We start from the raw sequence: 24,966 nt of genomic DNA on the forward strand, positions 1-24,966 counted from the left end.
GTCTCGGGCAAGGAGACGGCCGGGGGGCGACCGGGGTTGACGAGGCCGAACTTGTTCAAGCCCGGTAATAAGGAAAGGGACCCGTCCGAAGACCGGTCCCTTCCCTGGTGGTCCTGTTCAGCCGATGGTCCAGGTGTCCCCGCCGTGGAGCAGGTCGGCGAGGCTGCCCGTGCCCTTGTCGGTCGTGGCCGCCTGGACCTGCTCGTTGAGGAGCTGGTCGTAGGAGGGCCGGTCGATCGAGCGGAAGACGCCGATCGGCACGTGCTCGAACGCCGGCTCGTCCAGCCGCGACAGCGCGAACGCCAGCGACGGGTCGGGGTTGTGCGCGTCGTGCACGAGGATCTCGCCGTCGGAGACCTCGGCGCGGCGCACGACCTCGACGCCGCCCGTGGGCGACAGCCGTACGGCGCGCTCGTTGTCGCCGGTGCCGAAGACGATCGGCTGCCCGTGTTCGAGCCGGACGGTGATCTCGTCGCGGGTGCCCGGGTCCTTCAGCGTGTCGAAGGCGCCGTCGTTGAAGATGTTGCAGTTCTGGTAGATCTCCACCAGCGAGGCGCCGCGGTGCTCTGCGGCCTGGCGCAGCACGCCCTGCAGGTGCTTGCGGTCGCTGTCGATGGTCCGGGCGACGAACCCGGCCTCCGCGCCGAGCGCCAGCGAGATCGGGTTGAACGGCTTGTCCAGCGAGCCCATCGGCGTCGACTTGGTGATCTTGCCGATCTCGCTCGTGGGGGAGTACTGCCCCTTGGTCAGGCCGTAGATCCTGTTGTTGAACAGCAGGATGTTCAGGTTGACGTTGCGGCGCAGCGCGTGGATCAGGTGGTTGCCGCCGATCGACAGCGCGTCGCCGTCACCGGTGATGACCCACACCGACAGGTCCGGCCGGGAGGCGGCGAGACCCGTCGCGATGGCCGGCGCCCGCCCGTGGATCGAGTGGAAGCCGTAGGTGTTGAGGTAGTACGGGAACCGCGAGGAGCAGCCGATGCCGGAGACGAACACGATGTTCTCGCGCTTGAGCCCCAGCTCGGGCAGGAAGCTCTGCACCGCCGCCAGGATCGCGTAGTCACCGCAGCCCGGGCACCAGCGCACCTCCTGGTCGGACTTGAAGTCCTTCAGCGTCTGCTTGGCGTCCGTACGGGGGATCAGGGCCAGGCCCTTGCCATTGAGGGTGTCAGTCACTTTCGATCACGTCCTGAATGACGGCGGCGAGTTCGGCGGCCTTGAACGGGAGCCCGCGCACCCGGTTGTAGCTGATCACGTCGACCAGGAAGCGGGCCCGCAGCAGCATGGCGAGCTGGCCGAGGTTGATCTCGGGCAGCAGCACCTTGTCGTACGAGCGCAGCACCTCGCCGGTGTTGGCGGGCAGCGGGTTGAGGTGCCGCAGGTGCGCCTGGGCCACCTTGTGCCCGGCCGCGCGCACGCGGCGGGCCGCCGCCGCGATCGGCCCGTACGTCGAGCCCCAGCCGAGCACGAGCACCCGGGCGTCGCCGTCGGGGTCGTCGACCGTCAGGTCGGGCACGTCGATGCCGTCGATCTTGGCCTGGCGCAGCCGCACCATCTTGTCGTGGTTGTCGGGGTCGTAGGAGATGTTGCCGGTGCCGTCGGCCTTCTCGATGCCGCCGATCCGGTGCTCCAGGCCCGCGGTGCCCGGCACGGCCCACGGGCGGGCCAGCGTCTCCGGGTCACGCTTGAACGGCAGGTACGTGCCGTCGTCGCCGTTGGGCTCGGTGGTGAACAGCACCGAGATGTCCGGCAGCTCGTCGATGTCCGGGATGCGCCACGGCTCCGAGCCGTTGGCCAGGTAGCCGTCCGACAGGAGCATGACCGGCGTGCGGTACTTCAGCGCGATCCGCGCCGCCTCGATCGCCATGGTGAAGCAGTCCGACGGCGTGGCCGGCGCCAGCACCGGCACCGGCGACTCGCCGTTGCGGCCGTACATCGCCATCAGCAGGTCGGTCTGCTCGGTCTTGGTCGGCATGCCGGTCGAGGGCCCGGCCCGCTGCACGTCCACGACGATCAGCGGAAGCTCCGTGGTCACCGCGAGGCCCACGGTCTCGGCCTTGAGGGCGACGCCCGGGCCGGAGGTCGTGGTCACGCCGAGCGACCCGCCGAAGGCGGCGCCCAGCGCGGCGCCCACGCCGGCGATCTCGTCCTCGGCCTGGAACGTCCTGATCCCGAACCGCTTGTGCTTGGACAGCTCGTGCAGGATGTCGGAGGCCGGGGTGATCGGGTAGGACCCGAGGAACAGCGGCAGCTTCGACTGCACCGACGCCGCGATCAGCCCGTACGCCAGGGCCTGGTTGCCGGAGATGTTCCGGTAGGTGCCCGGGCGGAGCGTGGCCGGCTTGATCTCGTAGGAGACCGAGAAGGACTCGGTCGTCTCGCCGTAGTTCCAGCCCGCCTGGAAGGCCGCGATGTTCGCCTTGGCGATCTCCGGCTTCTTCGCGAACTTGGCCTCCAGGAACTGGATCGTCCCCTCGGTCGGCCGGTGGTACAGCCAGGACAGCAGCCCGAGCGCGAACATGTTCTTGGCCCGCTCGGCGTCCTTCTTGGAGATGTCGTAGCCCTCGAGCGACTTGACCGTCAGCGAGGTCAGCGGCACCGCGTGCAGGCGCCACTCGGCCAGCGAGTCGTCCTCGAGCGGGTTGCCGTCGTAGCCCACCTTGGACAGGTTGCGCTTGGTGAACTCGTCGGTGTTCGCGATGATGTCGGCGCCCTTGGGCAGGTCCCCGAGGTTCGCCTTCAACGCGGCGGGATTCATGGCGACGAGCACGTTGGGCGCGTCGCCGGGGGTCAGGATGTCGTGGTCGGCGAAGTGCAACTGGAAGCTCGACACCCCGGGCAGGGTGCCGGCGGGAGCGCGGATCTCCGCCGGGAAGTTGGGGAGCGTCGACAGGTCGTTGCCGAACTGGGCCGTCTCCGCCGTGAACCGATCACCGGTGAGCTGCATTCCGTCGCCGGAGTCACCCGCGAACCGGATGATCACGCGGTCGAGTTGCTGAACCTGCTTGGTCACAGCTCCTCAGTCCTCCTTGACGCGCCCAGGCCTGCCTGCTGGTGGCACGTTGTCATGTCCATGCTAGATCCATCGGGGTCACGCTGGTTTTTCGCAGATGCGCACTTGGGGTGCGCTCTACCGGGACTTTCCGCGCCTGTGGCGCGTTCCCGCTGGTGCCTCGGCCGCCGGGGGCGGCGCACCGTCAGCTTTGAGAACCGTCCGGGCGACACAGGCCCGACGCGAGCCGGCACAGGTCCAGGTGCAAGCGGGCGACGAGCTTGATTCGGGTCACGATCCTCAACTATATGCGGGGGACTCCGATGTGACCGTCAGGTGTTCAGCCCTTGAGATCGTGCCGGGGTTATTCTCGAGACCTGGGAGGCAGTATGAGTGGATACTTCGGCTCATATGCCGTGGTCGTCGTCCTCTTCCTCATCGGCGTGGCGATCTTCGCGGGCGGATTGTTCGTGAACCGCATGTTACGTCCAAGCCGGCCGACGCCCGAGAAGCTCACGACGTACGAGTGCGGGGTCGATCCCGTCGGCGAGGGCTGGGCGCAGTCGCAGATCCGCTACTACGTCTTCACGTACCTCTACGTGGTCTTCGCCGTCGACGCCGTGTTCCTCTTCCCCTGGGCCACCGTCTTCGCCGCCCCCGGGTACGGCATGACGACGCTGGTGGAGATGTTCGTCTTCCTCGCGTTCATCGCGCTCGGCATCCTGTACGCCTGGCGCAAGAGGGTGCTGGGCTGGACGTGACCCGACCGGCTCAGGGGAGGACAATGGACGGCATGGCGGTGACCGCATGCCCGTGAACGATCTCCCGATGCCCACGGTGGGGCCGGTGTCCCGGCTGGCGCCCAAGCCGATGAAGTTCGTGTTGAACTGGGGCCGGCGCTACTCGCTGTGGGTCTTCAACTTCGGGCTGGCCTGCTGCGCCATCGAGTTCATCGCCACGTCGATGAGCAGGCACGACTTCATCCGCTTCGGGGTGATCCCGTTCGCCAACGGCCCCCGGCAGGCCGACCTGATGATCGTGTCGGGCACGGTGACCGACAAGATGGCTCCCGCCGTACGGCGGCTGTACGAGCAGATGCCCGACCCCAAGTACGTCATCTCGTTCGGCGCCTGCTCCAACTCGGGCGGGCCCTACTGGGACTCGTACTGCGTCACCAAGGGCGTGGACCAGATCATCCCGGTGGACGTGTACGTCCCCGGGTGCCCGCCCCGCCCCGAGGCGCTGCTCCACGGGATCATGAAGCTCCAGGAGAAGATCGCGGGCGAGACGCTGGAGGACCGCTACCTCCCGGAGGCGGACGCATGAGCGAGCGGAGCGAGCGAACCGGTGAGCGCAGTGCCGAGGCCGTGCGCGAGCGGTACGGCTCACGCGTCACCGACTCCTTCGGCCAGGACGTGCTCGACGTGGACCCCGGCGAGTGGACCGACGCGCTGGCGTTCGCGCGCTCGGCCGGATTCGAGTTCTTCGACTGGCTGACCGCCGTGGACGAGCCGCCCGAGGCGTTCGCCGTCGTGGCCCACGTGTTCGACCCGGTCGCGTTCGCGCACCTGCTCGTGCGCACCCGGGTGCCGCGCGCGGACCCCCGCCTGCCGACCGCCACCGGCGTCTTCCGCGGGGCGAACTGGCACGAGCGGGAGACGTACGAGATGTTCGGCGTGGTCTTTGACGGCCATCCGGACCTGCGCCCGTTGCTGCTGCCGGACGGCTTCGAGGGCCACCCGCTGCGCAAGGACTTCGTGCTGGCCGCCCGGGTCGCCAAGGCCTGGCCCGGGGCCAAGGAACCGGGGGAGTCCGACCACGGCTCGCCGAGCCGCCGCAGGATGCTGCCCCCGGGCGTGCCACCCGACTGGGCCTCCGGGTGAGAGGGGTTCCATGGCCGAGGTGCTCGACATAGCGGTCCGGCTGGTCGTCGTGGTGGCGGCGTTCCTGCTGCTGCCACTGATCGTCGGGCAGATGGAGCACAAGGCCATGGCCCACATGCAGTCCCGCCTCGGGCCGATGTACGCCGGCGGTTTCCACGGGTGGGCGCAGCTCCTCGCGGACGGCGTCAAGTTCGCGCAGAAGGAGGACGTCATCCCAGCCGCGGCCGACCGGCGGATCTTCGCGATCGCCCCGGCCGTGGCGCTCGTGCCGTACCTCGTCGTGATGGTCGTGATCCCGGTCGGCCCCGGACTGGCAGCCGTGGACCTCGACGCCGGGCTGTTCTTCGTGCTGGCGGTGATGGGTGTCGGCGTGCTCGGCGCGATCATGGCGGGGTGGGCGTCGGCCAACAAGTACAGCGTGCTCGGCGGCATCCGGGCCGCCGCCCAGCTCATGTCGTACGAGCTGCCGCTGGTGCTCGCCGCCGCCAGCGTGGCGATGGCCGCGGGCACGCTGTCCCTGCAGGGCATCGCCGAGCAGTGGCGCTGGTGGTGGCTGCCCTGGCAGGCGATCGGGGCCTTCGTGTTCTTCGTCGCCGGCCTGGCCGAGCTGCGCCGGCCGCCGTTCGACATGCCGATCGCGGAATCCGAGCTCATCATGGGCCCGATGACCGAGTACGCCGGGTTCCGCTTCGCCCTGTTCATGCTGGCCGAGTACGCCGGGATCGTGGTGCTGTCCGCCCTCACGACCGTGTTGTTCCTCGGCGGCTGGCAGGGGCCACTCCTGCCCGGCCCGGTGTGGACGCTCCTCAAGGTCTTCGCCCTGGCCTTCGTCGTCATCTGGGCGCGCGTCAGCTATCCCCGGCTGCGCGAGGACCAGCTGCAGAAGTTCGCCTGGACCGTCCTGGTGCCCCTCGCCCTCCTCCAGCTCGCCCTCACCGGAGTCGTCAGGGTCCTCATGGCCTGAGCGCGATCACAACGGGCACTTCCACCCCGGCCACCCCGCCGTCGCCTCGTCCTCCCACGCTGACAACGTCTTCCCCCGGTAGATCGTGTCCGCATGGCTTGCGGCCCAGGTCGTGAAAGCGGCATCGGGCTCGACCCGGCCGCCGACCAGCCAGCTCCTGCGGGAAAGCTCGTTTCTGGGAATGACGCCGCTGTCTATGAAGCACTGCACGACAGCGACGAGCGCCTCCCCGCGGCGCTGAACGTCGTCGGGAGACGGAACGGGGCGCTGCTCGCCACGCTCGCACCCCGCAAGCAGCAGGATCGCCGCGATGCTCACCAAGACACCCGCGCGGCTCGTCATCGCTGGCCCCCCATAGCGCTCCTGGCTTCCTCCACCCAGTCGTCGAGCCGTCTTCCGCCGAGCACTGTCTCTCCGTGTGCGCTGAGCCAGGCGGTCAGATTGCGATTGGGCACAACCTTCCCGTCCTTGAACCACGTCGCGTCCGCCGGTGGCCGAAGGACGCCCGCATTCACCAGCCCTTGTACGACGGGGAGCTCCACGCCGAAGACGGCGTTGCGAAAGGCGTCGTTGTTCTTCTGCAGGGCCTGCGAGGCGTGACCGGTGTCAAGGGAATCGTTCACGACCGGTGCTGTCACCCCCGTGAGGAACTGGGCGATGGTGCCGGGACCCCACGGATTGGAGAAGCTCAGTGCCCCGAAGCCCCCTGAAAGTATGGAAAGGGCCACCTGGTTGCGGGTCGCCTCCTCATCCTGCTTCTGCGCCGACGCGAACTGCCTGCCGTTCTCGACGCGCTGAACAAGCCCGTACAGGCCGGCCATCTCGCGCAAGAAGTTCTCATCTCCCGGCGCCTTCACAGTCGCCGTCACCGCGGCCGCTATCCGGGCATCCGCCAAACCCTTGAACGCGCCCAGTTCTCGGGGATCACGCAACGCCTGGTCGAGAAACTTCTCCAGTTCGGACCGGTTGACGATCGCCACCCACGGATTGCCCTCGACATCGCCGAGAGGGGTCGCACCCGACCCGTACTCGCGGCTCGCCCCCTGAGCGAAGTCGGGGAGGTAGCGGCCGGCGGTGTAGATCAACGCGTGGCGGATTTCGTCGGGCAGCACCGTCTGCGGGTGGAGCTTGGAGAATTCGGCGGTGGCTTGGACGATGTGGACGACGGACCAGGCGGACTCCTTGGCGTCCACCGAGGTCCCGCGCTCGGCCGAGACGGCGGCCTTGAGGAAGGCTCCGGCGGGGGCGGACAGGTCCACCTGACCGGTGGGTGGAAGTGTGCCGCCCGGGTGTACGTATGAGCTCAGGAAAGGCCCGGGGTCGTAGCCGGGGGTGTGCCAGGAGTCGCTGACGAGCATGCGGGCGTACGTGAGGCCGGTGGCGGGATCGCCCAGCACGTGCCGGGCGGCCAGGCCGTTCTCGGCGGCCCGCTGGAGGACGGCCCCCACGGCGTCGTACTCCGCCATGAGTCGCTGATGGCGTGAGGCGTCGGCGTCGGTCTCCAGCTTGCCCCGGGCAGGCGGCCAGATCGTCTTGCCGGCGGCGCGGGCGTCGAGCATGTCGCGGGTGAGGTCGGCGAGCAGGCGGGAGTCCCACGACCTGCCGCCGGGGCCGTACTTCACGAGCATCCCGACCGACCAGGGGTCGGAGTTCCCGGTGAGGGCGGCGCGGGTCTCGGCGGGCAGGAGGGGCCGGCGATCCTCGCCCGTGCCGACCCGCATCTGGCTCGCGGCGGCCAGGGACGCCCCGAGCGCCCGTAGTACGCTCTCGCTCTCCGTGCTGAACAGGGCGGCTCCGGCCCGTTCGTAGAGCGCACGGGCCGCCCGCAGTGCGAGCGGTCCCGCGCCAGCCCAGAAGGCCGCCTGGTAGTCCTTGTCGGCGAGGTGCCGCTGCAGGCGCTCCGACAGCCCTGACAGGGCGATGCGGGTGTCCTCGGGGTTCTTGTTTGTGACGGCGGCGGCCAGCGCCTCGGCGTCGCGCTTGCCCTGGTAGCCGCTCTGCCCGGTCGCCTCCCAGTCCAGCCGTACGTCCGGAGGGCGGTCGAAGGTGAGGCCGAGGGCGCCGGGCGCACGGGTCAGCGCGCTCCAGCCCTGCTCCCTCGCCAGCTCGTACGCCCTGGTCGTGCGGGCGTCCATGTCGCGGACGTCGTCGAGCGCGGCGGCGATCAGGCCGGGCAACGACGTTGTTCCGACTTCGCTCCCCCATTTCTGCATTTTTTGCTGTATTAGCGGACTATGCCGGGCCAGCAGATCGTGGAGCTGTTCGAGCCGTTTGGTCAGCTCCTTGAGATTCGCGGGATCGACTCCGACGAATTCGCCCACGGCATTCCTTCCGTTGCGGGGTCTACGAGGCGGCTTTCCGGCGCTCCGCCTCCTCCACACGGGCGATCAGGTGCGGCTGCTCGGCCAGTACGGCGTCGAGCAGCCTGGTGAGCTGGGTCCTGCGGGCGTTCCAACCGGCGGCCCAGCGGTCGGCCGCCGGGCCCTGCCAGGTGTGGTTTCCGAACATCGCGGGGACGGCGGTGAGCGCGTGGAGAACCTCCCGTACGGCGGTGGCGGCCGCGGCCATGTCCGCCCTGCATTCGACGATCTCGGATGACGTCACTGGCCCTCCCGCTGTCACGGCTGACGCACCCTAAAGCCTAAGGAAACGCCGATGGCCCAGCCAGGGATATGTGCGACGACAATCGGGATTATCGAATGACTATGGGAGGAAAATGCCGTATTCGGCGAGGTCGGAGGTGAGGTGCGGGGGCAGGGAGGCGGCGGCCGAGACGTCCTCGGCCGAGACGAAGCCGCCGACCTGGTCGCGTACGCGCACGATCTGCTCGGCGAGCGCGGACGTCAGGCCGGGCAGGTTCGCGATCACCGAAGCGGGGGCGTGGTTGACGTCGATCAGGCCGCCGTCGTCGTACTGCCGGGGCAGGTCGGGCCGCCCGATCCGCACCTCGCGCGCCATGACCGGATCGCGCTCGGCCAGTTCCCTGGCCTGCTGCCGCAGCGCGCGGCGGTGCTGCGCGAGCGCGATCGCCTGCTCGTTCCCGGTCTCGTACGGCGCGGCGTCGCCGAACACCTGTCTCCTGATCGCGAGGGAGTGCACGGTGCCGAAGAGCCAGGGGGTCAGCATGCAGAGAACCATCAGGAGGGACGCCAGGGGCGGGGCCTGTGTGTCCTCGTACTTCTCGGACAGGTAGATCCACACGCCGGTGGCCGTGGCGTACCCGGCGGAGGCGAGCCCGTACCCCACGCTCCGGCGGCGGATGGCCGCGTACATCATGCTGAAGGGAGCGCCGAAGCCGCAGGTGTACAGCGGGGCGAGCGCCCACAGGTAGCTGGGGGCGCTGGAAGGCCGCCGCGCGGGCGGCGGCGTCGGCGGAATCGGCGGCGGCGGAGGTGGCGGCACAGGCGGCTGTGCGGGCGGCGGCGGATAGACGCCGTAGGGCCCCGGCTGCCCCTGCTGCCCGTACGGTTCCCGGTGTCGGTACGGGTCCTGTGGTCCGTGCGGTCCCTGAGAACCCCCGAGTCCCTGCGGTTGTCCCTGTGGACCCCATGGTCCCTGCGGTGGTCCCTGCGGTCCGGGCGGGTAACCTCCCGGCCCCCCATAGCCGTTCATGGTCCAGACGATACGTATTTGTCGGTGTCTGCGCGTCCCCCTTCTCCTCACATCCTGTGGACAACTCTGGGGATGACGGTGTGGACGGTGTGGAAAACAGCTGGGATGGAGTCACACGTTCACTCGCCGCCGATAGTGCGCGATGATGAGCCTGTGGCGCGCATTCCAGGAGAAGGGCTGGCCAAGGGCCTGGCCGTGACCATGCGGCACATGCTGCGGAAGTCGGAGACGCAGCAGTACCCGGAGGTCCACCCCGACCTGCCCGCGCGCAGCCGGGGCGTGATCGCCCTGGTGGAGGAGAACTGCACCGTCTGCATGCTCTGCGCCCGCGAATGCCCCGACTGGTGCATCTATATCGACTCCCACAAGGAGACCCTGCCGGCGCCCGAGGGAGGACGGCCGCGCGCCCGCAACGTACTCGACCGCTTCGCGATCGACTTCTCGCTGTGCATGTACTGCGGCATCTGCATCGAGGTGTGTCCCTTCGACGCGCTGTTCTGGTCGCCCGAGTTCGAGTACGCCGAGTACGACATCCGCGATCTTCTGCACGAGAAGGACAGGCTGGGCGAGTGGGCGGCCACCGTGCCGCCGCCACCGGCCCACGAGGTCGGCGCCGAGTCGCCGAAGGAACTGTCGGCCGGTTCCCGCCCGGCACCGGCTCGCCGTACGGCGCCGCCCGCACCGGTGAAGGGACCAGCCGAGGGCGCGTCCGTGGCACAGGAGACCGCGCAGGACACCGCGCAGAAGGCGACACAGGACGCCACGCAGGACACCGCGCGGGAGACGGCGCGGGGCGCCGCGCAGGACACCGGGCGGGAGGCGCGGCGACCGGCGGAACCCGCGAAGGGGCCGGAGAGCCGCCCGCGTCGTGAGCCGCCGAGAGCCATGCGGGACATCCGCTCCATCCGGCCGCCGGGCTCGCTGCCCAGGAACGCCGGGTCACCGCCGCAGAAGAAGGACGGGCCCGAGGGGGAGCGATGACCTCCCAGGCGCCGGGGTTGTGGCCGCCCTCGGGGCCTGAGGTCGTCTTCCTGCTGCTCGGCGCCGTCGCCGTCGGCTCGGCCCTGCTGGTCGTCACGACCAGGCAACTCGTCCACGCGGCGCTGTGGCTGGTCGTCTGCTTCGGCGCGCTCGCGGGCGGCTACCTGGTGCTGACCGCCGAGTTCGTCGCCTGGGTGCAGGTGCTGATCTACGTGGGCGCGGTCGTGGTGCTGCTGCTGTTCGGGATCATGCTGACCCGCGCGCCCATCGGGCCCTCGGCCGGCCTCGACTCCGGCAACCGGTGGGCCGCCGCGCTGGTCGCCGTCGCGACCGCCGCCGTGCTCGTCACCGTGGTCGTCACCGGTTTCGGCACGGCGTACGCGCCGCTCCGTCCCGGGCAGGGGGCGGCCGAACCCCTGGGGGCGAGCATCTTCCGCACCTGGGTGCTGCCGTTCGAGGCGCTGTCGGTGCTCCTGCTCGCCGCGCTGATCGGCGCGATCGTCCTGTCCCGTACGGACATCAGGGGGCGGGAATGACCCGGTTATCGACCTTATCGACCAGACCGACGGCCCGGAGGCGGTGAGCGAGGTGCACGTCGTCTACCCGGTGGTGGTCTCCGCCCTGCTGTTCTCCATCGGTGTGTACGGCGTGCTGGCCCGGCGCAACGCGATCCTCGTGCTGATGTCGGTCGAGCTGATGCTCAACGCGGTCAACCTCAACCTGGTGGCCTTCGACGTCTGGCTCAGGGACCGCCTGCACGGCGGCCAGGTGCTGACGCTGTTCGTCATCGTGATCGCCGCGGCCGAGGTGGGTCTGGGGCTGGCGATCGTGCTGGCCGTCTTCCGCACGCGCCGGACCGTCGACGTCGACCGGTTGCGGGCGCTCGCCGAAGTCGTACGCACACCCGACTCGGGGCGTCCCGACGGGGAGGACGCCTCGTGATCGTTGTGGTGGCTCTGATCGTCCTGCTGCCGTTCGCCGGCGCCGCGGCCGGGCTGCTCGCGACCCGCCTGGGCACACGAGATCTGCGCACCCGCGATTTGCGCACCCGAGCTCCGCGCACCCGAGCTTTGCGCACCCGAGCTTTGCGCACCCGAGCTTTGCGCACCCGAGATGTGGGCGCCCGCGCGGAACGGGCGGCGTACCGGCGGGCGGCGTGGTTCGCGATCGCCCCGGGCGCGGTGTCGGCGGCGCTCACGGTGTGGCTCGCCGCCGCTCTCGCGCGGGGAGCGGGCGTATCAGAAGGGCGGTTCTGGTCGGAGCTGCTCCCCGGGCGGGCCGAGGGCACGCTGACGGTGGTCGAGACGGGGTCGGTGCCGATCTCCCTGACTCTGCGGGCCGACGGATTGTCAGTGCTCGCGGGCATCCTGGTCGTCGTGGTCGCGCTGGCGGTGCAGGTCTACTCGGTCGGGTACATGCGGGACGAACCCCGCTACCCGTCCTACAGCGCGTTCGTCAGCCTGTTCACCAGCGCGATGCTGCTGGTGGTCTACGCGGGGGACCTGATCGTCCTCTACGTCGGCTGGGAGATCATGGGCCTGTGCTCCTACCTGCTCATCGGGCACTGGTGGGAGGACCGGGCCAACTCCCGGGCGGCGGTCAAGGCGTTCCTGGTCACCCGGCTCGGCGACGTCGGCTTCCTGTTCGGGATCTTCATCCTCGGCACGGCGGCGGGCAGTTTCCGGATCGACGCCGTGCTGCGCGCCGACATTCCCCGGGGCACGCTGGTCGCCGCGACGCTTCTGCTGCTCGCCGGGGTCGCGGGCAAGAGCGCGCAGGTGCCGTTGCAGACCTGGCTGCCCGACGCGATGGCCGGCCCCACCCCGATCAGCGCGCTCATCCACGCGGCCACGATGGTGGCGGCCGGGATCTTCGTCGTCGCCCGGCTCTACCCCGCCTTCCTCGCGGCGCCGCCCACGCTCGACGTGCTGGGCGTGGTCGCGGCCGTCGGCATGCTGGGCTCCGCGCTGGCCGCGCTCGCGCAGGACGACCTCAAGCGCGTGCTGGCCTACTCGACGATCAGCCAGCTCGCCTACATGGCCGCGGCACTGGCCGCCGGGTCCGACCGGGCGGCGATGTTCCACCTGGTGTCGCACGGCGCGTTCAAGGCCCTGCTGTTCCTCTGCGCGGGCCTGGTGATCCACCACGTCGGGTCGAACCTGATCAGCCACATGGGCGGGTTGCGCACCGCTCTTCCCGTGACGTTCTGGACGATGACCATCGGTTTCGCCGCGCTCGCCGGGCTGCCGCCCGCGAGCGGCTTCTTCAGCAAGGACGCGGTGATCTCGGCCATCGAGCACGGGACGGGACCGGCCCAGCCGTTCGTGTACGCGTCGGCGCTGCTGACCGTGGGGGTGACCGGGGCGTACGCCGCCCGCGCCTGGCTGCGCACGTTCTTCGGTCCCGCCCGGATCGAGCCGCTCGCAGAGCCGCCGCCGGGTGTCGCCCACGTCTTCGACGGCCGGGAGGCGCCCCCGTCGATGCTGTGGCCGGCCGGCGTGCTGGCCGTGCCCGCCCTGCTGCTCGGCCTCGCCGGATCGGCGGCCGGTGTGGAGGTCGAGTGGGGGCCGGCGGCCGTCAGCCTCGCCGTCGCACTGCTCGGCGCCGGGATCGTGTACGCCCTGTGGCGCGCCGCGCCGGAGCAGGACCCCGCCCGGCTGCTCGGCCCGTTCCGGGTGCCGTGCGAGCGGGCCTTCTACGTCGACGCCGCGTACGCGGCGCTGGTCGCCCGGCCCGTCCTGCGCCTGGCCAGGGGAGTGGTCCGCGCGGACGCGCGGGTGGTGGACGGCGCGGTCCGCGGTTCGGGCCGGGCGACGCTCGGCCTTTCCGGCCTGGTGCGGCTCGCCCAGAACGGCAACGCGCAGCTCTACGTCACCGGCCTGCTGGCCGGGCTCGTGCTGATCGCGGTCGCGGCGGTGGTGCTGACATGACGCGGCGGGCTCGCCGCGGTGGCACGCGGCTTCGCGCGGTGGTGACGACGTGAGCTGGCTGCCGATCGCGCTCGTGGGCGTCCCGCTGCTGGGGGCCGTCGTCGCCGCCGTCCCGGCCGTACGGGACAGGGCGGTGGCCTGGGGGATCGCGGTCTCGGCCGTGGTGCTGGTCCTCGCCGTCGCGCTCGCCGCGGCCTTCGACCACGCGCGCCCCGCCGACATGCAACTGCAGACCGACCGGCCGTGGATCCCCGGCCTCGGCCTGCGGTTCCACCTGGGCGTGGACGGCGTCTCGCTGCCGCTCGTCGTGCTGACCGCGCTGCTGACGTTCCTGTGCTTCGTCCACCTCGCCGGGCACCCGCCCGCGGGCGGCAGACCCGGTGTGAATCGGCTCGGTGCGCTGGTCGTCACGCTGCTCGTGCTCGAAGTCGGCATGATCGGCACGTTCCTCGCCCTCGACCTGCTGCTGTTCTTCGTGTTCTTCGAGGTCGTGCTCGTCCCGATGTATTTCGTGATCGCCCTGTGGGGCGGCGCGGGCAGGCGGGCGGCGGCTATGAAGTTCATCCTCTACACGCTGCTCGGCTCGGCCGTCCTCCTCATCGGCCTGCTCGTCGTCTGGACCCAGGCCGGCACGCTCGACATGGTCGCGCTGGCCGGGCGCCACGGTTCGGGCATGGCCCGGTCGGCGCAGATCCTCGCGTTCCTCGCCATCGGTCTCGGCCTGGCGGTGAAGACGCCCATGTGGCCGTTGCACACCTGGCTGCCCGACGCGCACACCGAGGCGCCGACCGTCGGCTCGGTCCTGCTCGCGGGCGTGCTGCTCAAGATGGGCTCCTACGGCTTCGCCAGGATCGCGATCCCGGTGCTCCCCGAGGGCGCGGCGGCCCTGGCCCCCTGGCTCGGCGCGTTCGCCGTGGTCGGCATCGCGTACGGATCGCTCGCCTGCCTCGCCCAGCGCGATCTCAAACGGATGATCGCCTACTCCTCCGTCGGCCACATGGGGTTCGTGCTGCTCGGGTTCGCCTCGCTCACGCCGGTGGGCCTGAACGGCGCCCTGTTCGCCAACGTCGCCCACGGGCTGATCACCGGCCTGCTGTTCTTCCTCGCCGGAGCCGTCAAGGAGCGGTACGGCACGGCCGACATGGTCCGGCTGGGCGGCGGCATGCTGCGCCGCCTGCCGTACGTCGGCTCGGTGCTGACCTTCGCCTGCGTCGCCTCGCTGGGCATGCCCGGCCTCGCCGGCTTCTGGGGGGAGATGCTCGCGCTGCTCGGCGCGTTCCGCCCGGCCGCCGGGCTCTCCCGGCCGCTGTTCCTCGTGTTCATGGCCGTCGGCGGGCTCGGCGCGGTGCTCACGGCGGCCTACTTCCTGGTCATGCTCTCGCGGGTGACGCATGGCCGGGCGGTCGAGACCATCCCGCCCCCCGGGCCCCTTGAGCCGCCGGAGCCGTATGAGCCGCCGGGGCCGCCACTCGCCACCGCCGAAGGCGTACGCGAGGTGCTGAGCGAGGCGGGGGAGGGCGCGGAACCGGTCGAGCCCGTCGCGACCGGAGCCGCCGTGGCCGCCGTGGCCGCCGCGGCCGCGCTGGACCGGGAGGGCGCGGTGCAGGAGACCGCCCGCACGAGCGCCGTGGCCGACGAGGGACGGGCCAGTGCGACGGGTGCCGGGGCCGCCGGAGTGGGCGCCGCCGACGCCGGAGAGATGGGCCGGGCGCGGCGGCCTTTCCGGGACGTCACGGCCCACGAGCTTGCGGCGTGGCTCCCGCTGGTGGCGCTGATCGTGCTGTTCGGCCTGTGGCCGAAGGCCCTGCTCGCCGTCACCACGCCCGCCGTGCAGTCGCTCCTCGGATCGGGGGTGGCGCCGTGACGGGCGGGGTGATCCAGTCCATCGACTACGCCGCCGTGGCGGCGCCGCTGGTCCTCGCGCTGGTCGCCGGGCTCGTGCTGCTGCTCGACGCGTTCCTGCCCGCCCGCCCCGGCGGGGCGCGGGTGCTCGGTCTCGTCACGCTCGGCGGCCTGGTCGCCGCCCTGGCCGTGGTGGCCGTCCAGGCCGCCGGCGGCGGGACCCGGCGCACGTTCTGCGTCCCCGCCTCGCTCGGCGGCGAACCTGCCCCGGGCCGGGCCGGCCCGGCGTCGTGCTCGTTCGTCGCGGACCGCTTCTCCCTGGTCATCGCGGCGGTCGTGCTGGCCGCCGGGGTGGTCGTCGTGTTGCTGTCGATGACGGAGATCGCCGCAGGACGCGACGCCGGGCCAGGAGAGCGCGGCCGGATTCCGGCGGGGGAGTGGTATTTCCTGCTGCTGGCCACGCTGACCGGGGCGGTCCTGCTGCCCGCCTCCCGTGATCTCATCATGCTGGTCGTGTCGCTGGAACTGGTGTCGCTGCCGGTCTTCGCGCTGACCGCGCTCAAGCGTCACGACGGCCGCGCCTCCGAGGCGGCCCTCAAGCTCTTCCTGGTCTCGGTGGTCTCCACCGCGATCACGCTGTTCGGCGTCTCGCTGCTCTACGGGGTGACCGGCTCGGTCCACCTCGACCGGATCGACGCCGCACTGCGGGCGACCGGAGACACGGCCGGGGACATGGCCGGGGACATGACGGGGGACATGGCCCAGGTCACGGCGGTGGCGATCGTGCTGGTGGCGGCGGGCTTCGCGTTCAAGATCGCCGCGGTGCCGTTCCATTTCTGGGCGGGGGACGTCTACCGAGGCGCACCGGTCCCGGTCGCGGCGCTGCTGTCGGTGGTGTCGAAGGCGTCGGGTTTCGCCGGGCTGATCCTGCTGCTGACGTCCGCGCTGCCGGGGAGGGCGGCGCTGTGGGCGCCCGGAGTGGCGGTCGTCGCCGCACTGACGATGACGGCGGGCAACGTCCTCGCGATGCGGCAGCGCGCGGCCGTCCGGCTGCTGGCCTGGTCGTCGGTCGCGCAGTCGGGCTACATCCTCGCGCCGCTGGCCGTCTACGCCGTCGCACCCCGCGCCGCCGTCGGTGCGTCGGTCGCCTATCTCGTCTTCTACGCCGCGATGAACCTGATCGCCTTCGCGGTGGTCCTGCTGGTGGCGCGGCTGCCGGAAGGCCAGGACCTGGAGGCGTACCGGGGGCTGGCGCTGCGGAGCCCGGCCGCCGGGCTGTCCCTCGCCTTCGCCCTCGTCTGCCTGGCCGGGTTGCCACCCGGGCTCGCCGGCCTGTTCGCGAAGATCGTCGTCTTCCGGGCCGTCGTGGACGGCGGGCTCGGCTGGCTGGCCCTGGTCATGGCGGCCAACACGGTGGCCGGGCTGTACTACTACATCGCCTGGACCGCCCGGCTGTTCGCGCCGCCCGCGGCGGGCGAGAGCCGTACGGTCTCGACGAGGGCGGCGGCGGGGGTCGCCGTCGCCCTCGCGGTCGCCGTCACCGTGGTCTTCTCCGTCGCCCCGCAGGTGGTGCTGTCCGTCACAGGGTGAGGCGCGTCACGGGGAACGTTCGTCCAGGCCGTATGCGTTGGTAGGGCTGGACGCACCCAACCGTGAGGAGGAGGCGTGCACCACAATCGCCTGCGCACCGCGGTCCTGCTGGGGGCGCTGTCCTCGCTGCTCCTGGTGGCCGGTGCCTGGCTGGGGGGTGGCACGGGTGCCCGGATCGCGGTCGTGGCCGCCCTCGCGGTCAGCGGCGTCGCCTACTTCTGCGCCGACAGGATCGCGCTGTCGGCCATGCGGGCCCGGCCCGTGGCGGAGGTGGAACAGCCGGTCCTCTACCGCGTCGTCCGCGAGCTCTGCACCGAGGCCCGCGCGCCGATGCCCCGCCTGTACGTGTCCCCGACGATGCAGCCCAACGCGTTCGCGACCGGGCGCAACCCGCGTGACGGGGTGGTGTGCGTCACGCACGGCCTCCTCGGGCTGCTGGACGAGCGCGAACTCAAGGGCGTGCTCGGCCACGAGCTGTCGCACATCCACAACAGGGACATCCTGATCTCCTCGGTCGCGGGCGCGCTCGCGACGATGATCACGTACTTCGGGTACGCCGGCCTGTTCTTCGGCTCCGACGACGACGAGGGTCCGGGGTTCCTCGGCGCCGTCCTCGTGATGATCCTCGGCCCGGTCGCGGCCACGATGATCCAGATGGCGATCGCGCGCTCGCGGGAGTTCGCGGCCGACGACGCGGGCGTCCGGCTGACCGGCGACCCGCTGGCCCTCGCCTCCGCGCTGCGCAAGATCGAGATGGAGGTCCGCAGGCTGCCGCTCCCGGAGAACGGCAGGCTCGCCTCCGCCGGTCACATGATGATCGTCAATCCGTTCCGGGGCACCCGGATCGGCAGGCTGTTCGCGACCCACCCGCCGGTCGCCGCGCGGATCGCCCGTCTGGAGCGGATGGCCGGCTACCGGCGGTGACGCCGGGTCGGTGAGCTTCTCGCGCACCCGGAGAACACCTGAGCGTTCCCGAGCACACTGTCGCGGCCGTTGCCGAGCGCGAGGTGCCACGAGCGGCGGCTCCCGTCCGCGCCCCCGCCTGCGCGGTGCCGGCGAGGGTGGTCAGCGCCATGGCGGCCGCCGCCGAGAGGGCGAGGACCGCGGGTTTTCTCCTCGGGCTTCCTTCCGTCTCGCCTGGATGGATGCGGTGCGACGGCGGGGGGTTCTGTCACGAATGGGCCACGCGAAGATCTCTACACATTTGGTGGGGAAAGGGATGGAAGATCCGGCCTCATGTGGTGTTTACTGCTTCTATCCATTTGGGGCGACTTGGTAGACAGGCCAGGTCACAGGGAAGGCGTGGCATGGCAGAAACGGATGAGCGCGGCGTCCACACCCGCCGGGGATTCCTCAGGACGGCGGTCACCGGCATGACGGTGCTGTCGGCCGCGGCGCTGCTGGAGGCCTGCGGCGCGGCGCCGTCGTCACCGGCCGGCTCGAAGGCGTCGAGCGGAAGCGCCGCCGCCGGCACGGACACCGGCAAGGAGATCGAGGTGCTCCGGGTGTCGCTGCCCGGATCGCTGTCGAACCTGTATCCCGGGCAGGAGTCGGGCATCCTCAACTACTACGTCGCCGGGATCTGCATGGAGGGGCTCGTCGGCGTCGACACCACGGGGAAGATCGTCCCCGCCCTGGCGTCGAGCTTCGAGCGCACGTCGCCGACCACCTACGTCTACCGGCTCCGCCCCGACGCCCGGTTCCACGACGGCACCCCGGTGACCGCCGACGACGTGCTGCACTCGATCGAGATGGCGAGGGACGCGAAGGTCTCGCCCTCCACGGCCGCCTACTGGGCCAACCTGAAGAAGGCCGAGAAGACCGGGGACGCCGAGATCACCCTCACCGCCAAGGCCGCCGACGTGGCGTTCGCCTGGCTCCCGTCGAACGCCGACGCCCTGTGGATCGCCCCCAAGGCCGCGTGGCAGAACGCGAAGAGCGGATTCGGCACCCCGCAGTCGCTCCCCATCGGGACCGGGCCGTACAAGGTCACGGGGTTCGTCCCCGACTCCTACGTCGAGTTCTCCCGGGCGGACACCTGGCACGGCACCCGACCGAAGATCGCGAAGATCCGGTTCGAGTTCGTGCCCGACGAGAACACCCGCCTGCTGGCGTGGAAGGCCGGCAAGGCCGACATGGCGCTCAACGTGCCGCTGGCCCAGTCGCGCCAGTGGGAGGGCGCCTCCGGCACCCGGGTGGTCTACGCGCCCGACCGCTCCTACGCCGGGCTGACCTTCAACACGAAGGCCGCGCCGTTCGACGACGTGCACGTCCGCAAGGCGGTCGCGCACGCGGTGAACCGCCAGGCGATCGTCGACAAGATCCTGCGCGGCCGGGGCCAGGTCGCCACCGCGCTGTCCACGCCCGAGCAGTTCGGCGGGCTCTGGACGCCGCAGGAGGCGGCGCAGCGCCTCGCCGCCGTCCCCCAGTACGCGTACGACCTGGAGAAGGCGAAGCAGGAGCTGGCGCAGTCGAAGGTGCCGAACGGGTTCAGCGCGAGCCTGTCCTACCCGAACACCGGCCCGCACCTGGGGACGGCCGCGCAGGCGTTCGCCGCCGACCTGAAGAAGATCGGCATCACGCTCGAGGTGAAGGAACTGCCGATCGAGCAGTGGCTGGCGGAGCTGAACGAGTTCCCGCCGCTGAGCTACATGTGGTACTTCAACACCACCGGCGACCCCGGCGAGCTGGCGACCTGGTTCCTCGGCGAGGGCAACCCCGCCAAGTACGCCAACGACACGATCGCCGCCACGATGGCGAAGGCCACCGCCGAGGCCGACCCGGAGAAGAGGGCCGGACTGCTGATCGAGGCCCAGACCGCACAGGCCGCCGACCTGGCGTACCTGCCGCTGTGGTGGGGCCAGGCGGCGACCGCGTTCGGCAGCGCGATCGGCGTCAAGGACTACACCTCCTACACCCTGCTGGCCGACTGGCCGGGCCAGGTCTACGCGGCGAAGTGAACCGCGCCGTCCTCGCCTTCGCGCTGCGCCGGGCCGCCGCCACGCTCGCGCTGCTGCTCGCGCTGTCGCTGCTGGTCTTCGCGCTGCTGTACCTCGCCCCCGGCGACGTCGCCCGCAACCTGCTGGGCACCCGCAACGTCACGCCGGAGGCCCTGGCCCGGATCCGCGAGCTGCATCACCTGGACGAGCCGTTCCTCGCGCAGTACTGGTGGTGGCTGTCCCACGCGGCGACCGGTGACTTCGGCACGTCCATCCGCACCGGAGGGCAGGTCGGGCCGCTGCTGCTCGACCGGACCGGCGTCACGGCGGCCACGGCCGGGCTGGCGTTCCTGCTGTCGGTCCTGGCCGGCGTCCCGGCCGGGATCGCCACCGCCGTACGGCGCGGCCGGCCGCTCGACCGCGTGATCGTGGCGGCCTCGGTCGTCGGCGTCAGCGCCCCCGGTTTCGCGGTGGGCCTGATCCTGCTGTACGTCTTCGCCCTGGGGTTGGGCTGGTTTCCCGTCTACGGCACCGGCGAGGGGTTCCTCGACGCCCTCTGGCATCTCGTCCTCCCGGCGGTGGCGCTGGCGTTCGGGCTCGGCGCCTTCGTCGTGAAGCTGACCAGGGCGGCGGTCATCCGGGAGCTGGACCAGGACTACGTGACGTTCGCGCGGGGACGCGGCCTGTCCGAGCGGCGGGTGCTGCGCCTCGTGCTGCGCAACGCGGCCATCCCCATCGTGACCAGCCTCGGCCTGATGGTGGCCTACCTGTTCGGCGGCACCGTGCTGATCGAGGTCACCTTCGCGCTGCCCGGCCTCGGCTCGCTCATGGAGGAGTCGGTGCTGTTCAAGGACGTCCCGGTGGTGCAGGCGCTGACGCTCGTCGTCGCGCTGGTCGTGTCGGTGACCGCGCTCGCCGTGGACCTGTCGTACCTCGCGATCGACCCGCGCGTGCGGGCCAGGGCGGTGCGCCGATGAAGCCGGTGAAGCGGAGGACGAAGAGGCGGCCGCCGGTCGTGGCGATCCTGTCCGCCGTCGTGCTCGCGGCCGTCGCGGTGTGCGCGGCGGGCCGGGAACTGCTCGCGCCGCACGCCCTCGACCAGGACGTCTACCTGGGCGTGGTCGGCGCGGGCGTCGAGGGCCACCTGCTCGGCACCGACCAGCTCGGCCGCGACATCCTGCAGCTGTCGCTCGCGGGTGCCCGCTCGGCGCTGGCCGGTCCGATCGTGGTCGCCGTGGGGTCGATGGTGATCGGGGTCCTGCTCGGGACCTTCGCGGGCTACCGGGGCGGGATCGTGGACATGCTGGCCGGTCGCTACGCCGACCTGCTGCTGGCGCTGCCGTCCGTGCTGCTGGCCATCGTGGTCGCCGGGCTCGTGGGGCGCGGCTACTGGGTCACGGTCGCCGTGCTGATCGTGCTGTTCTCGCCGTCCGACGTGCGGCTCGTGCGGGGAGCGGTGATGGAGCAGACACCCCGGCCCTACATCGAGTCGGCCAGGATCCTCGGCATCCGGCCGACGCGGATCATGTTCCGGCACATCGCGCCCAACATCGTGCCGATCGTGGTCGCCAACCTCCTGCTCAACGTGGCGTTCGCGCTGGTCGCGCTGTCCTCGCTGTCGTACCTCGGGCTCGGCGTGCCGCCCGGGGCGCCGGACTGGGGACGCCAGCTCGCCGACGGGCGCGCGCTGCTGGGCGACAACCCGCTGGCGGCCGTCGTGCCCGGCGTGCTGATCATCCTCACCGCCACCGCGGTGAACCTGCTCGGCGACTGGCTGTCGGAACTGCTCGACCGCAGGGTGGTGGCCCGATGACAAATGGCCCGGTGACAGAAGGCCCGGTGACAGAGGGCCCGGTGACCCCGCTGCTTGACGCCCGCGACGTACGGGTGACCTCGGCGGCGGGCGTCCTCGTCGCGGGAATCGACCTGACGGTGGCGCCGGGGGAGACCGTGGCGATCGTCGGCGAGTCCGGTTCGGGCAAGTCGATGACCGCCAGGGCGCTGACCGGCCTGCTGCCCGAGGGCGTGCACGCCACCGGACGGCTGGAGCTGTCCGGGCAGGCGTACGACCTGGCCGCGCGCACGCCCTGGCAGCGCATCCGGGGTTCGCAGATCGCGCTGCTGCTCCAGGACCCGTTCACCTCGCTGTCGCCGGTGCACCTCTGCGGCGAGCAGATCGGCTGGGCGCTGCCGCGGCCCGGCCGCGCCGTCGGGGTCGCCCGCCTGCTGGCCGAGGTGGGACTGCCCTCGGAGGTCTCAGGACGGTACCCCTTCCAGCTCTCCGGCGGCATGCGCCAGCGGGTGGCGATCGCGGCCGCGCTGGCCGCCGGTCCGGGCCTGCTGATCGCGGACGAGCCGACCACCGCACTGGACGTGACCACCCAGCACGAGGTCCTCGAACTCGTCGCCGGGCTGCAGCGGGCGCGTCGGATGGGCCTCATCCTGATCACGCACGACCTGCGGCTCGCCCGGGCCAGGGCCGACCGGATCATGGTGATGTACGCCGGGCGGCTCGCCGAGGAGGGCCCGGCGGCCGAGGTGATGGACCGGCCCGCGCACCCCTACACGGCGCGGCTGGCGGCCTGCGACCCGCCCGTCACCCACCGCCTGCCGGCGCTGCCGACGATCCCCGGATCGGTGCCCCGGCCGTACGCGGTGAGCGACGCCTGCGCCTTCGCGGACCGGTGCGATCTGGCGGTCGAGGCGTGCCGTACGGCCGAACCGGTCCTGGCGGAGGTGGCCCATGGCCCAGGAAACAGCGGGCACCGGGCGGCGTGCGTGCGGCCCTCGGACGTCCGCCCGGTCGCCGCGCCTCTTCTCGCCGTTCCCCCCGCCGCGGTCGTTCCTCCAGAGGCGGGCCCGTCGCCCGCGCTGCTGACCGTACGCGGGCTGACCAAGCGGTTCCCCGGCTCTGCCGCGCCGGCGCTCGACGGGGTCGACCTGGAGGTCGCGGCGGGGGAGGCGGTCGCGGTGGTCGGCGAGTCCGGCTCCGGCAAGACCACGCTCGCGCGGTGCGTGGTCGGCCTCGAACGGGCCGACGGAGGAAGCGTCGAGTTCGGCGGCGGGGCCACCGGCCCGAGGCGGGTGCAGTACGTGTTCCAGGACCCGTACTCCGCGCTGAACCCCGGCCTCACCGTCGGCGCCTCGCTGGCCGAGGCGCTCAAGGCGGCGGGCCGTCCCCGGTCGGAGGTGCCCGGCCTGCTCGACCTGGTCGGCCTGCCCGCGGCGTACGCCCGGCGCAGGCCCCGCGCGTTGTCGGGCGGCGAGCGTCAGCGTGTGGCGATCGCGCGGGCGCTCGCTCCCGGCGCCGAGGTGCTGGTCTGCGACGAGCCCGTCTCGGCGCTCGACGTCTCGGTCCAGGCGCAGGTGCTCAACCTGCTGTCGGACCTGCGCCGCGACCTGGGGCTGACCCTGCTGTTCATCACCCACGACCTGGCCGTCGCACGGCAGGTCGCCGACCGCGTGTACGTGATGCACCGCGGCCGGGTCGTCGAGACCGGGCCGGTCGGCGGCGTGCTGGGCGCCCCTGCCCACGAGTACACCCAACGGCTGCTGGCGTCCGTGCCGGCGGCGACCCGAGCGGAGTGAAGATCCTGATGACCGAACTACGCGTCGACGTGCTGCCCGTGACGGGGGACGTGGCCTCCGTCGCCGACGGGCTCGACGCCGTGCCCGCCGACCTGATACGCCGCTGGCGGCTCGCGGGCGGCGTGCAGGTGCGCACGCTCGTCACGGCCCGTACGGAGGACGGGACGCTCGCCGGGGCCGCCTTCGAGGTGCACAGGCCGCTCACCGCCTACCGGAAGATCGTGGACGTGTGGGCGTCCGACGACGCGGTCGCCGACACGCTCGTGCGCACCATCGAGGAGCGCGCCTGGCGGGAGGGCGCGGTGGCGGTCAAGCGGTGGTTCGCGGCGCGGGACGCCGCGTGGGAACGCTCGCTGGGCCGGGGCTACCGGGAGGTGCCGGTGCCCACCTGGGCGGGCCCGGTGGTCGGCACCCCGGAGACGGGCTACGGTCAGGTGCGCTGGCGTGAACGGCCCCCCGCGCGGGCGGTGCCGTACATGCGCCAGACCACCGACTTCACCTGCGGGCCGGCGGCGCTGCAGATGGCCCTGGGCGGGCTCGGGCTGTGGGGCGAGCCCTCCCGCGAGGAGGAGCTGCGGCTGTGGCGCGAGGCGACCACGGTGGCCGGCTGCGATCCCCTGGGCCTCGCGCTCGCCGCCGCCGGCCGGGGCGTCAGGCCGGAGGTGCTGCTGTCCACCGAGGCCCCGACCCTGCTGGAGCTGTGCCGTACGGACGAGGAGCGCGAGCTGCGGCGCTTCATCCAGACGGGGTTCCGTGCCGAGCTGTCCCGCAGGGGCATCGACGTGGAGACCGTCGCCTTCGACCTCGACCGGCTCCGCGCGGTGGTCGAGGGCGGCGGGGTGGCGCTCGTGCTGATCGAGCAGCTCGGCATGCACGACGAGAGCAGCCCGCACTGGATCGCCGTCCACGGGGTGGACGGCGACGTCTTCCACGTCAACGACCCCTGGACGGACGCCCATCTGGGCGAGACCTACCTCGACGCGCTCGACCTGCCGCTGCCCGCCGCGACGCTGGACCGGCTCGCGTGGTATGGCCGGCCGAGCTACCGGAGCATGATCGCCCTCGGCTGATCGGTCAGTCGGAGGGCATCGAGACGAGCGTCAGCAGCCGGGCCGGCTCCGCGCCGGTCCGGTAGCCGTGCTCGGCCTCGGCCGAGAAACGCACGGCGTCCCCCGCCTCGAGCCTGACCGCGTACGTGGCGACCTCCAGGGCCACCGAGCCGGACAGGACGTAGGCGAACTCCTCCGACCCCCGCCCGTGCGGGGCGCTCTCGTGGGCGTGCTCCGGCGGCAGCGGCGTCTCGTACAGCTCGAAGCGCCGCCGGTCGAGGGAGCTCAGCAGGGTGCGCGCCGCGTCGTCGCCGGCGCGGCGCATCACCTGCGGTTCGTACAGCGGCGTCCGGGTGAGGTCGGCGAAGGACAGGTTGAGAGCCTCGGCCAGCCCCGCCAGCACCTCGACCGTGGGGTTGGCCAGCCCGCGCTCGATCTGCGACAGCAACGCCTTGCTGAAGCCGGAGCGGTCCGCCAGGTCGCGGATGCTGAGCCCACGCGTGTGCCGCGCGTGCCGCACGTTGCTCGCGATCGCCGCCCGCACCTGCTCCGAGAGCGCGCCCACCCCGCCCATCCCCCTTGTCGAAGTACGCCAT

Annotated in this window: 23 protein-coding genes; 16 read left to right on the forward strand and 7 right to left on the reverse strand. The window is 71.7% G+C overall.

Features of this window, described 5'->3' with window-relative positions; genetic code table 11:
* Positions 1 to 117: 117 nt before the first annotated feature.
* A complete protein-coding gene (locus QSK36_RS31150) occupies positions 118 to 1,176 on the reverse strand; it encodes a 2-oxoacid:ferredoxin oxidoreductase subunit beta (protein ID WP_139578967.1) in 1,059 nt (352 codons plus the stop codon).
* The gene (locus tag QSK36_RS31155) at positions 1,169 to 3,013 is read right to left on the reverse strand and encodes a 2-oxoacid:acceptor oxidoreductase subunit alpha (protein WP_285784839.1); all 1,845 of its coding nucleotides are present in this window, start codon (positions 3,011 to 3,013) and stop codon (positions 1,169 to 1,171) included. Before QSK36_RS31155 ends, QSK36_RS31150 begins: the two co-directional genes overlap by 8 nt.
* Positions 3,014 to 3,381: 368 nt before the next feature.
* Between QSK36_RS31155 and QSK36_RS31160 the strand changes: the two genes are divergently transcribed.
* From QSK36_RS31160 to nuoH, 4 genes are read left to right on the forward strand one after another with little or no spacing between them, the layout of a single operon-like run.
* The gene (locus QSK36_RS31160) at positions 3,382 to 3,753 is read left to right on the forward strand and encodes an NADH-quinone oxidoreductase subunit A (RefSeq protein ID WP_139578965.1); all 372 of its coding nucleotides are present in this window, start codon (positions 3,382 to 3,384) and stop codon (positions 3,751 to 3,753) included.
* A 46-nt stretch (positions 3,754 to 3,799) separates the two neighbouring features.
* Positions 3,800 to 4,318 carry an NADH-quinone oxidoreductase subunit B gene (locus tag QSK36_RS31165; RefSeq protein WP_030510086.1) on the forward strand — a complete coding sequence of 173 codons (519 nt, stop codon included), beginning with the start codon at positions 3,800 to 3,802 and terminating at the stop codon, positions 4,316 to 4,318.
* The gene (locus QSK36_RS31170; protein ID WP_139578964.1) at positions 4,315 to 4,875 is read left to right on the forward strand and encodes an NADH-quinone oxidoreductase subunit C; all 561 of its coding nucleotides are present in this window, start codon (positions 4,315 to 4,317) and stop codon (positions 4,873 to 4,875) included. The genes QSK36_RS31165 and QSK36_RS31170 overlap by 4 nt, the downstream gene beginning before the upstream one ends.
* Before the next feature lie 10 nt (positions 4,876 to 4,885).
* Positions 4,886 to 5,839, forward strand: coding sequence for an NADH-quinone oxidoreductase subunit NuoH (gene nuoH, locus QSK36_RS31175; RefSeq protein WP_285784840.1), 954 nt, complete (start codon positions 4,886 to 4,888; stop codon positions 5,837 to 5,839).
* Between the two features lie 6 nt (positions 5,840 to 5,845).
* Here the strand turns inward: nuoH and QSK36_RS31180 are convergent, their stop codons facing one another.
* The 4 genes from QSK36_RS31180 to QSK36_RS31195 form a co-directional block, all read right to left on the reverse strand.
* The gene (locus QSK36_RS31180) at positions 5,846 to 6,157 is read right to left on the reverse strand and encodes a hypothetical protein (protein WP_285784841.1); all 312 of its coding nucleotides are present in this window, start codon (positions 6,155 to 6,157) and stop codon (positions 5,846 to 5,848) included.
* Between the two features lie 20 nt (positions 6,158 to 6,177).
* Positions 6,178 to 8,160 carry a hypothetical protein gene (locus tag QSK36_RS31185; RefSeq protein ID WP_285784842.1) on the reverse strand — a complete coding sequence of 661 codons (1,983 nt, stop codon included), beginning with the start codon at positions 8,158 to 8,160 and terminating at the stop codon, positions 6,178 to 6,180.
* 22 nt (positions 8,161 to 8,182) lie between these two features.
* Positions 8,183 to 8,443, reverse strand: a complete 261-nt coding sequence (locus QSK36_RS31190; protein WP_285784843.1) for a hypothetical protein — start codon at positions 8,441 to 8,443, stop codon at positions 8,183 to 8,185.
* Positions 8,444 to 8,542: 99 nt separating this feature from the next.
* Positions 8,543 to 9,241 (reverse strand): ComEA family DNA-binding protein, encoded by a 699-nt coding sequence (locus QSK36_RS31195; RefSeq protein ID WP_285784844.1) that lies wholly within the window; start codon positions 9,239 to 9,241, stop codon positions 8,543 to 8,545.
* Positions 9,242 to 9,604: 363 nt separating this feature from the next.
* On the opposite strand from QSK36_RS31195, the gene QSK36_RS31200 reads away from it, so the two are divergent.
* From QSK36_RS31200 to QSK36_RS31255, 12 genes are all read left to right on the forward strand, one after another.
* Complete coding sequence (locus QSK36_RS31200) at positions 9,605 to 10,432, forward strand: NuoI/complex I 23 kDa subunit family protein (RefSeq protein ID WP_285784845.1); 828 nt, start codon at positions 9,605 to 9,607, stop codon at positions 10,430 to 10,432.
* Positions 10,429 to 10,968 carry an NADH-quinone oxidoreductase subunit J family protein gene (locus QSK36_RS31205; protein ID WP_285784846.1) on the forward strand — a complete coding sequence of 180 codons (540 nt, stop codon included), beginning with the start codon at positions 10,429 to 10,431 and terminating at the stop codon, positions 10,966 to 10,968. Before QSK36_RS31200 ends, QSK36_RS31205 begins: the two co-directional genes overlap by 4 nt.
* Positions 10,969 to 11,020: 52 nt before the next feature.
* Entirely contained in the window at positions 11,021 to 11,374 is a 354-nt protein-coding gene (gene nuoK / locus QSK36_RS31210; protein WP_183544962.1) for an NADH-quinone oxidoreductase subunit NuoK, read from the forward strand.
* Complete coding sequence (locus tag QSK36_RS31215) at positions 11,371 to 13,362, forward strand: NADH-quinone oxidoreductase subunit 5 family protein (protein ID WP_285784847.1); 1,992 nt, start codon at positions 11,371 to 11,373, stop codon at positions 13,360 to 13,362. Before nuoK ends, QSK36_RS31215 begins: the two co-directional genes overlap by 4 nt.
* Before the next feature lie 49 nt (positions 13,363 to 13,411).
* Positions 13,412 to 15,226 carry a complex I subunit 4 family protein gene (locus QSK36_RS31220; protein WP_285784848.1) on the forward strand — a complete coding sequence of 605 codons (1,815 nt, stop codon included), beginning with the start codon at positions 13,412 to 13,414 and terminating at the stop codon, positions 15,224 to 15,226.
* On the forward strand, positions 15,223 to 16,794 hold the full coding sequence (locus QSK36_RS31225) for an NADH-quinone oxidoreductase subunit N (RefSeq protein ID WP_285784849.1): 1,572 nt from the start codon (positions 15,223 to 15,225) through the stop codon (positions 16,792 to 16,794). The genes QSK36_RS31220 and QSK36_RS31225 overlap by 4 nt, the downstream gene beginning before the upstream one ends.
* A 75-nt stretch (positions 16,795 to 16,869) precedes the next feature.
* Complete coding sequence (locus QSK36_RS31230; RefSeq protein ID WP_139578955.1) at positions 16,870 to 17,718, forward strand: M48 family metalloprotease; 849 nt, start codon at positions 16,870 to 16,872, stop codon at positions 17,716 to 17,718.
* 383 nt (positions 17,719 to 18,101) lie between these two features.
* Positions 18,102 to 19,754 (forward strand): ABC transporter substrate-binding protein, encoded by a 1,653-nt coding sequence (locus QSK36_RS31235; protein WP_285784850.1) that lies wholly within the window; start codon positions 18,102 to 18,104, stop codon positions 19,752 to 19,754.
* The gene (locus QSK36_RS31240) at positions 19,751 to 20,710 is read left to right on the forward strand and encodes an ABC transporter permease (protein ID WP_285784851.1); all 960 of its coding nucleotides are present in this window, start codon (positions 19,751 to 19,753) and stop codon (positions 20,708 to 20,710) included. The genes QSK36_RS31235 and QSK36_RS31240 overlap by 4 nt, the downstream gene beginning before the upstream one ends.
* Positions 20,707 to 21,546 (forward strand): ABC transporter permease, encoded by an 840-nt coding sequence (locus QSK36_RS31245; protein WP_285784852.1) that lies wholly within the window; start codon positions 20,707 to 20,709, stop codon positions 21,544 to 21,546. Before QSK36_RS31240 ends, QSK36_RS31245 begins: the two co-directional genes overlap by 4 nt.
* Positions 21,547 to 21,572: 26 nt before the next feature.
* On the forward strand, positions 21,573 to 23,321 hold the full coding sequence (locus QSK36_RS31250; RefSeq protein ID WP_285784853.1) for an ABC transporter ATP-binding protein: 1,749 nt from the start codon (positions 21,573 to 21,575) through the stop codon (positions 23,319 to 23,321).
* A gap of 8 nt (positions 23,322 to 23,329) precedes the next feature.
* Complete coding sequence (locus tag QSK36_RS31255) at positions 23,330 to 24,391, forward strand: peptidase C39 family protein (RefSeq protein WP_285784854.1); 1,062 nt, start codon at positions 23,330 to 23,332, stop codon at positions 24,389 to 24,391.
* A 4-nt stretch (positions 24,392 to 24,395) separates the two neighbouring features.
* Here QSK36_RS31255 and QSK36_RS31260 read toward each other — a convergent pair whose 3' ends face one another.
* Positions 24,396 to 24,935 (reverse strand): helix-turn-helix domain-containing protein, encoded by a 540-nt coding sequence (locus tag QSK36_RS31260; protein ID WP_285784855.1) that lies wholly within the window; start codon positions 24,933 to 24,935, stop codon positions 24,396 to 24,398.
* Between the last annotated feature and the right edge of the window lie 31 nt (positions 24,936 to 24,966).

It is taken from the genome of Microbispora sp. NBRC 16548 (genome assembly GCF_030268985.1).
Lineage (GTDB): Bacteria > Actinomycetota > Actinomycetes > Streptosporangiales > Streptosporangiaceae > Microbispora > Microbispora catharanthi.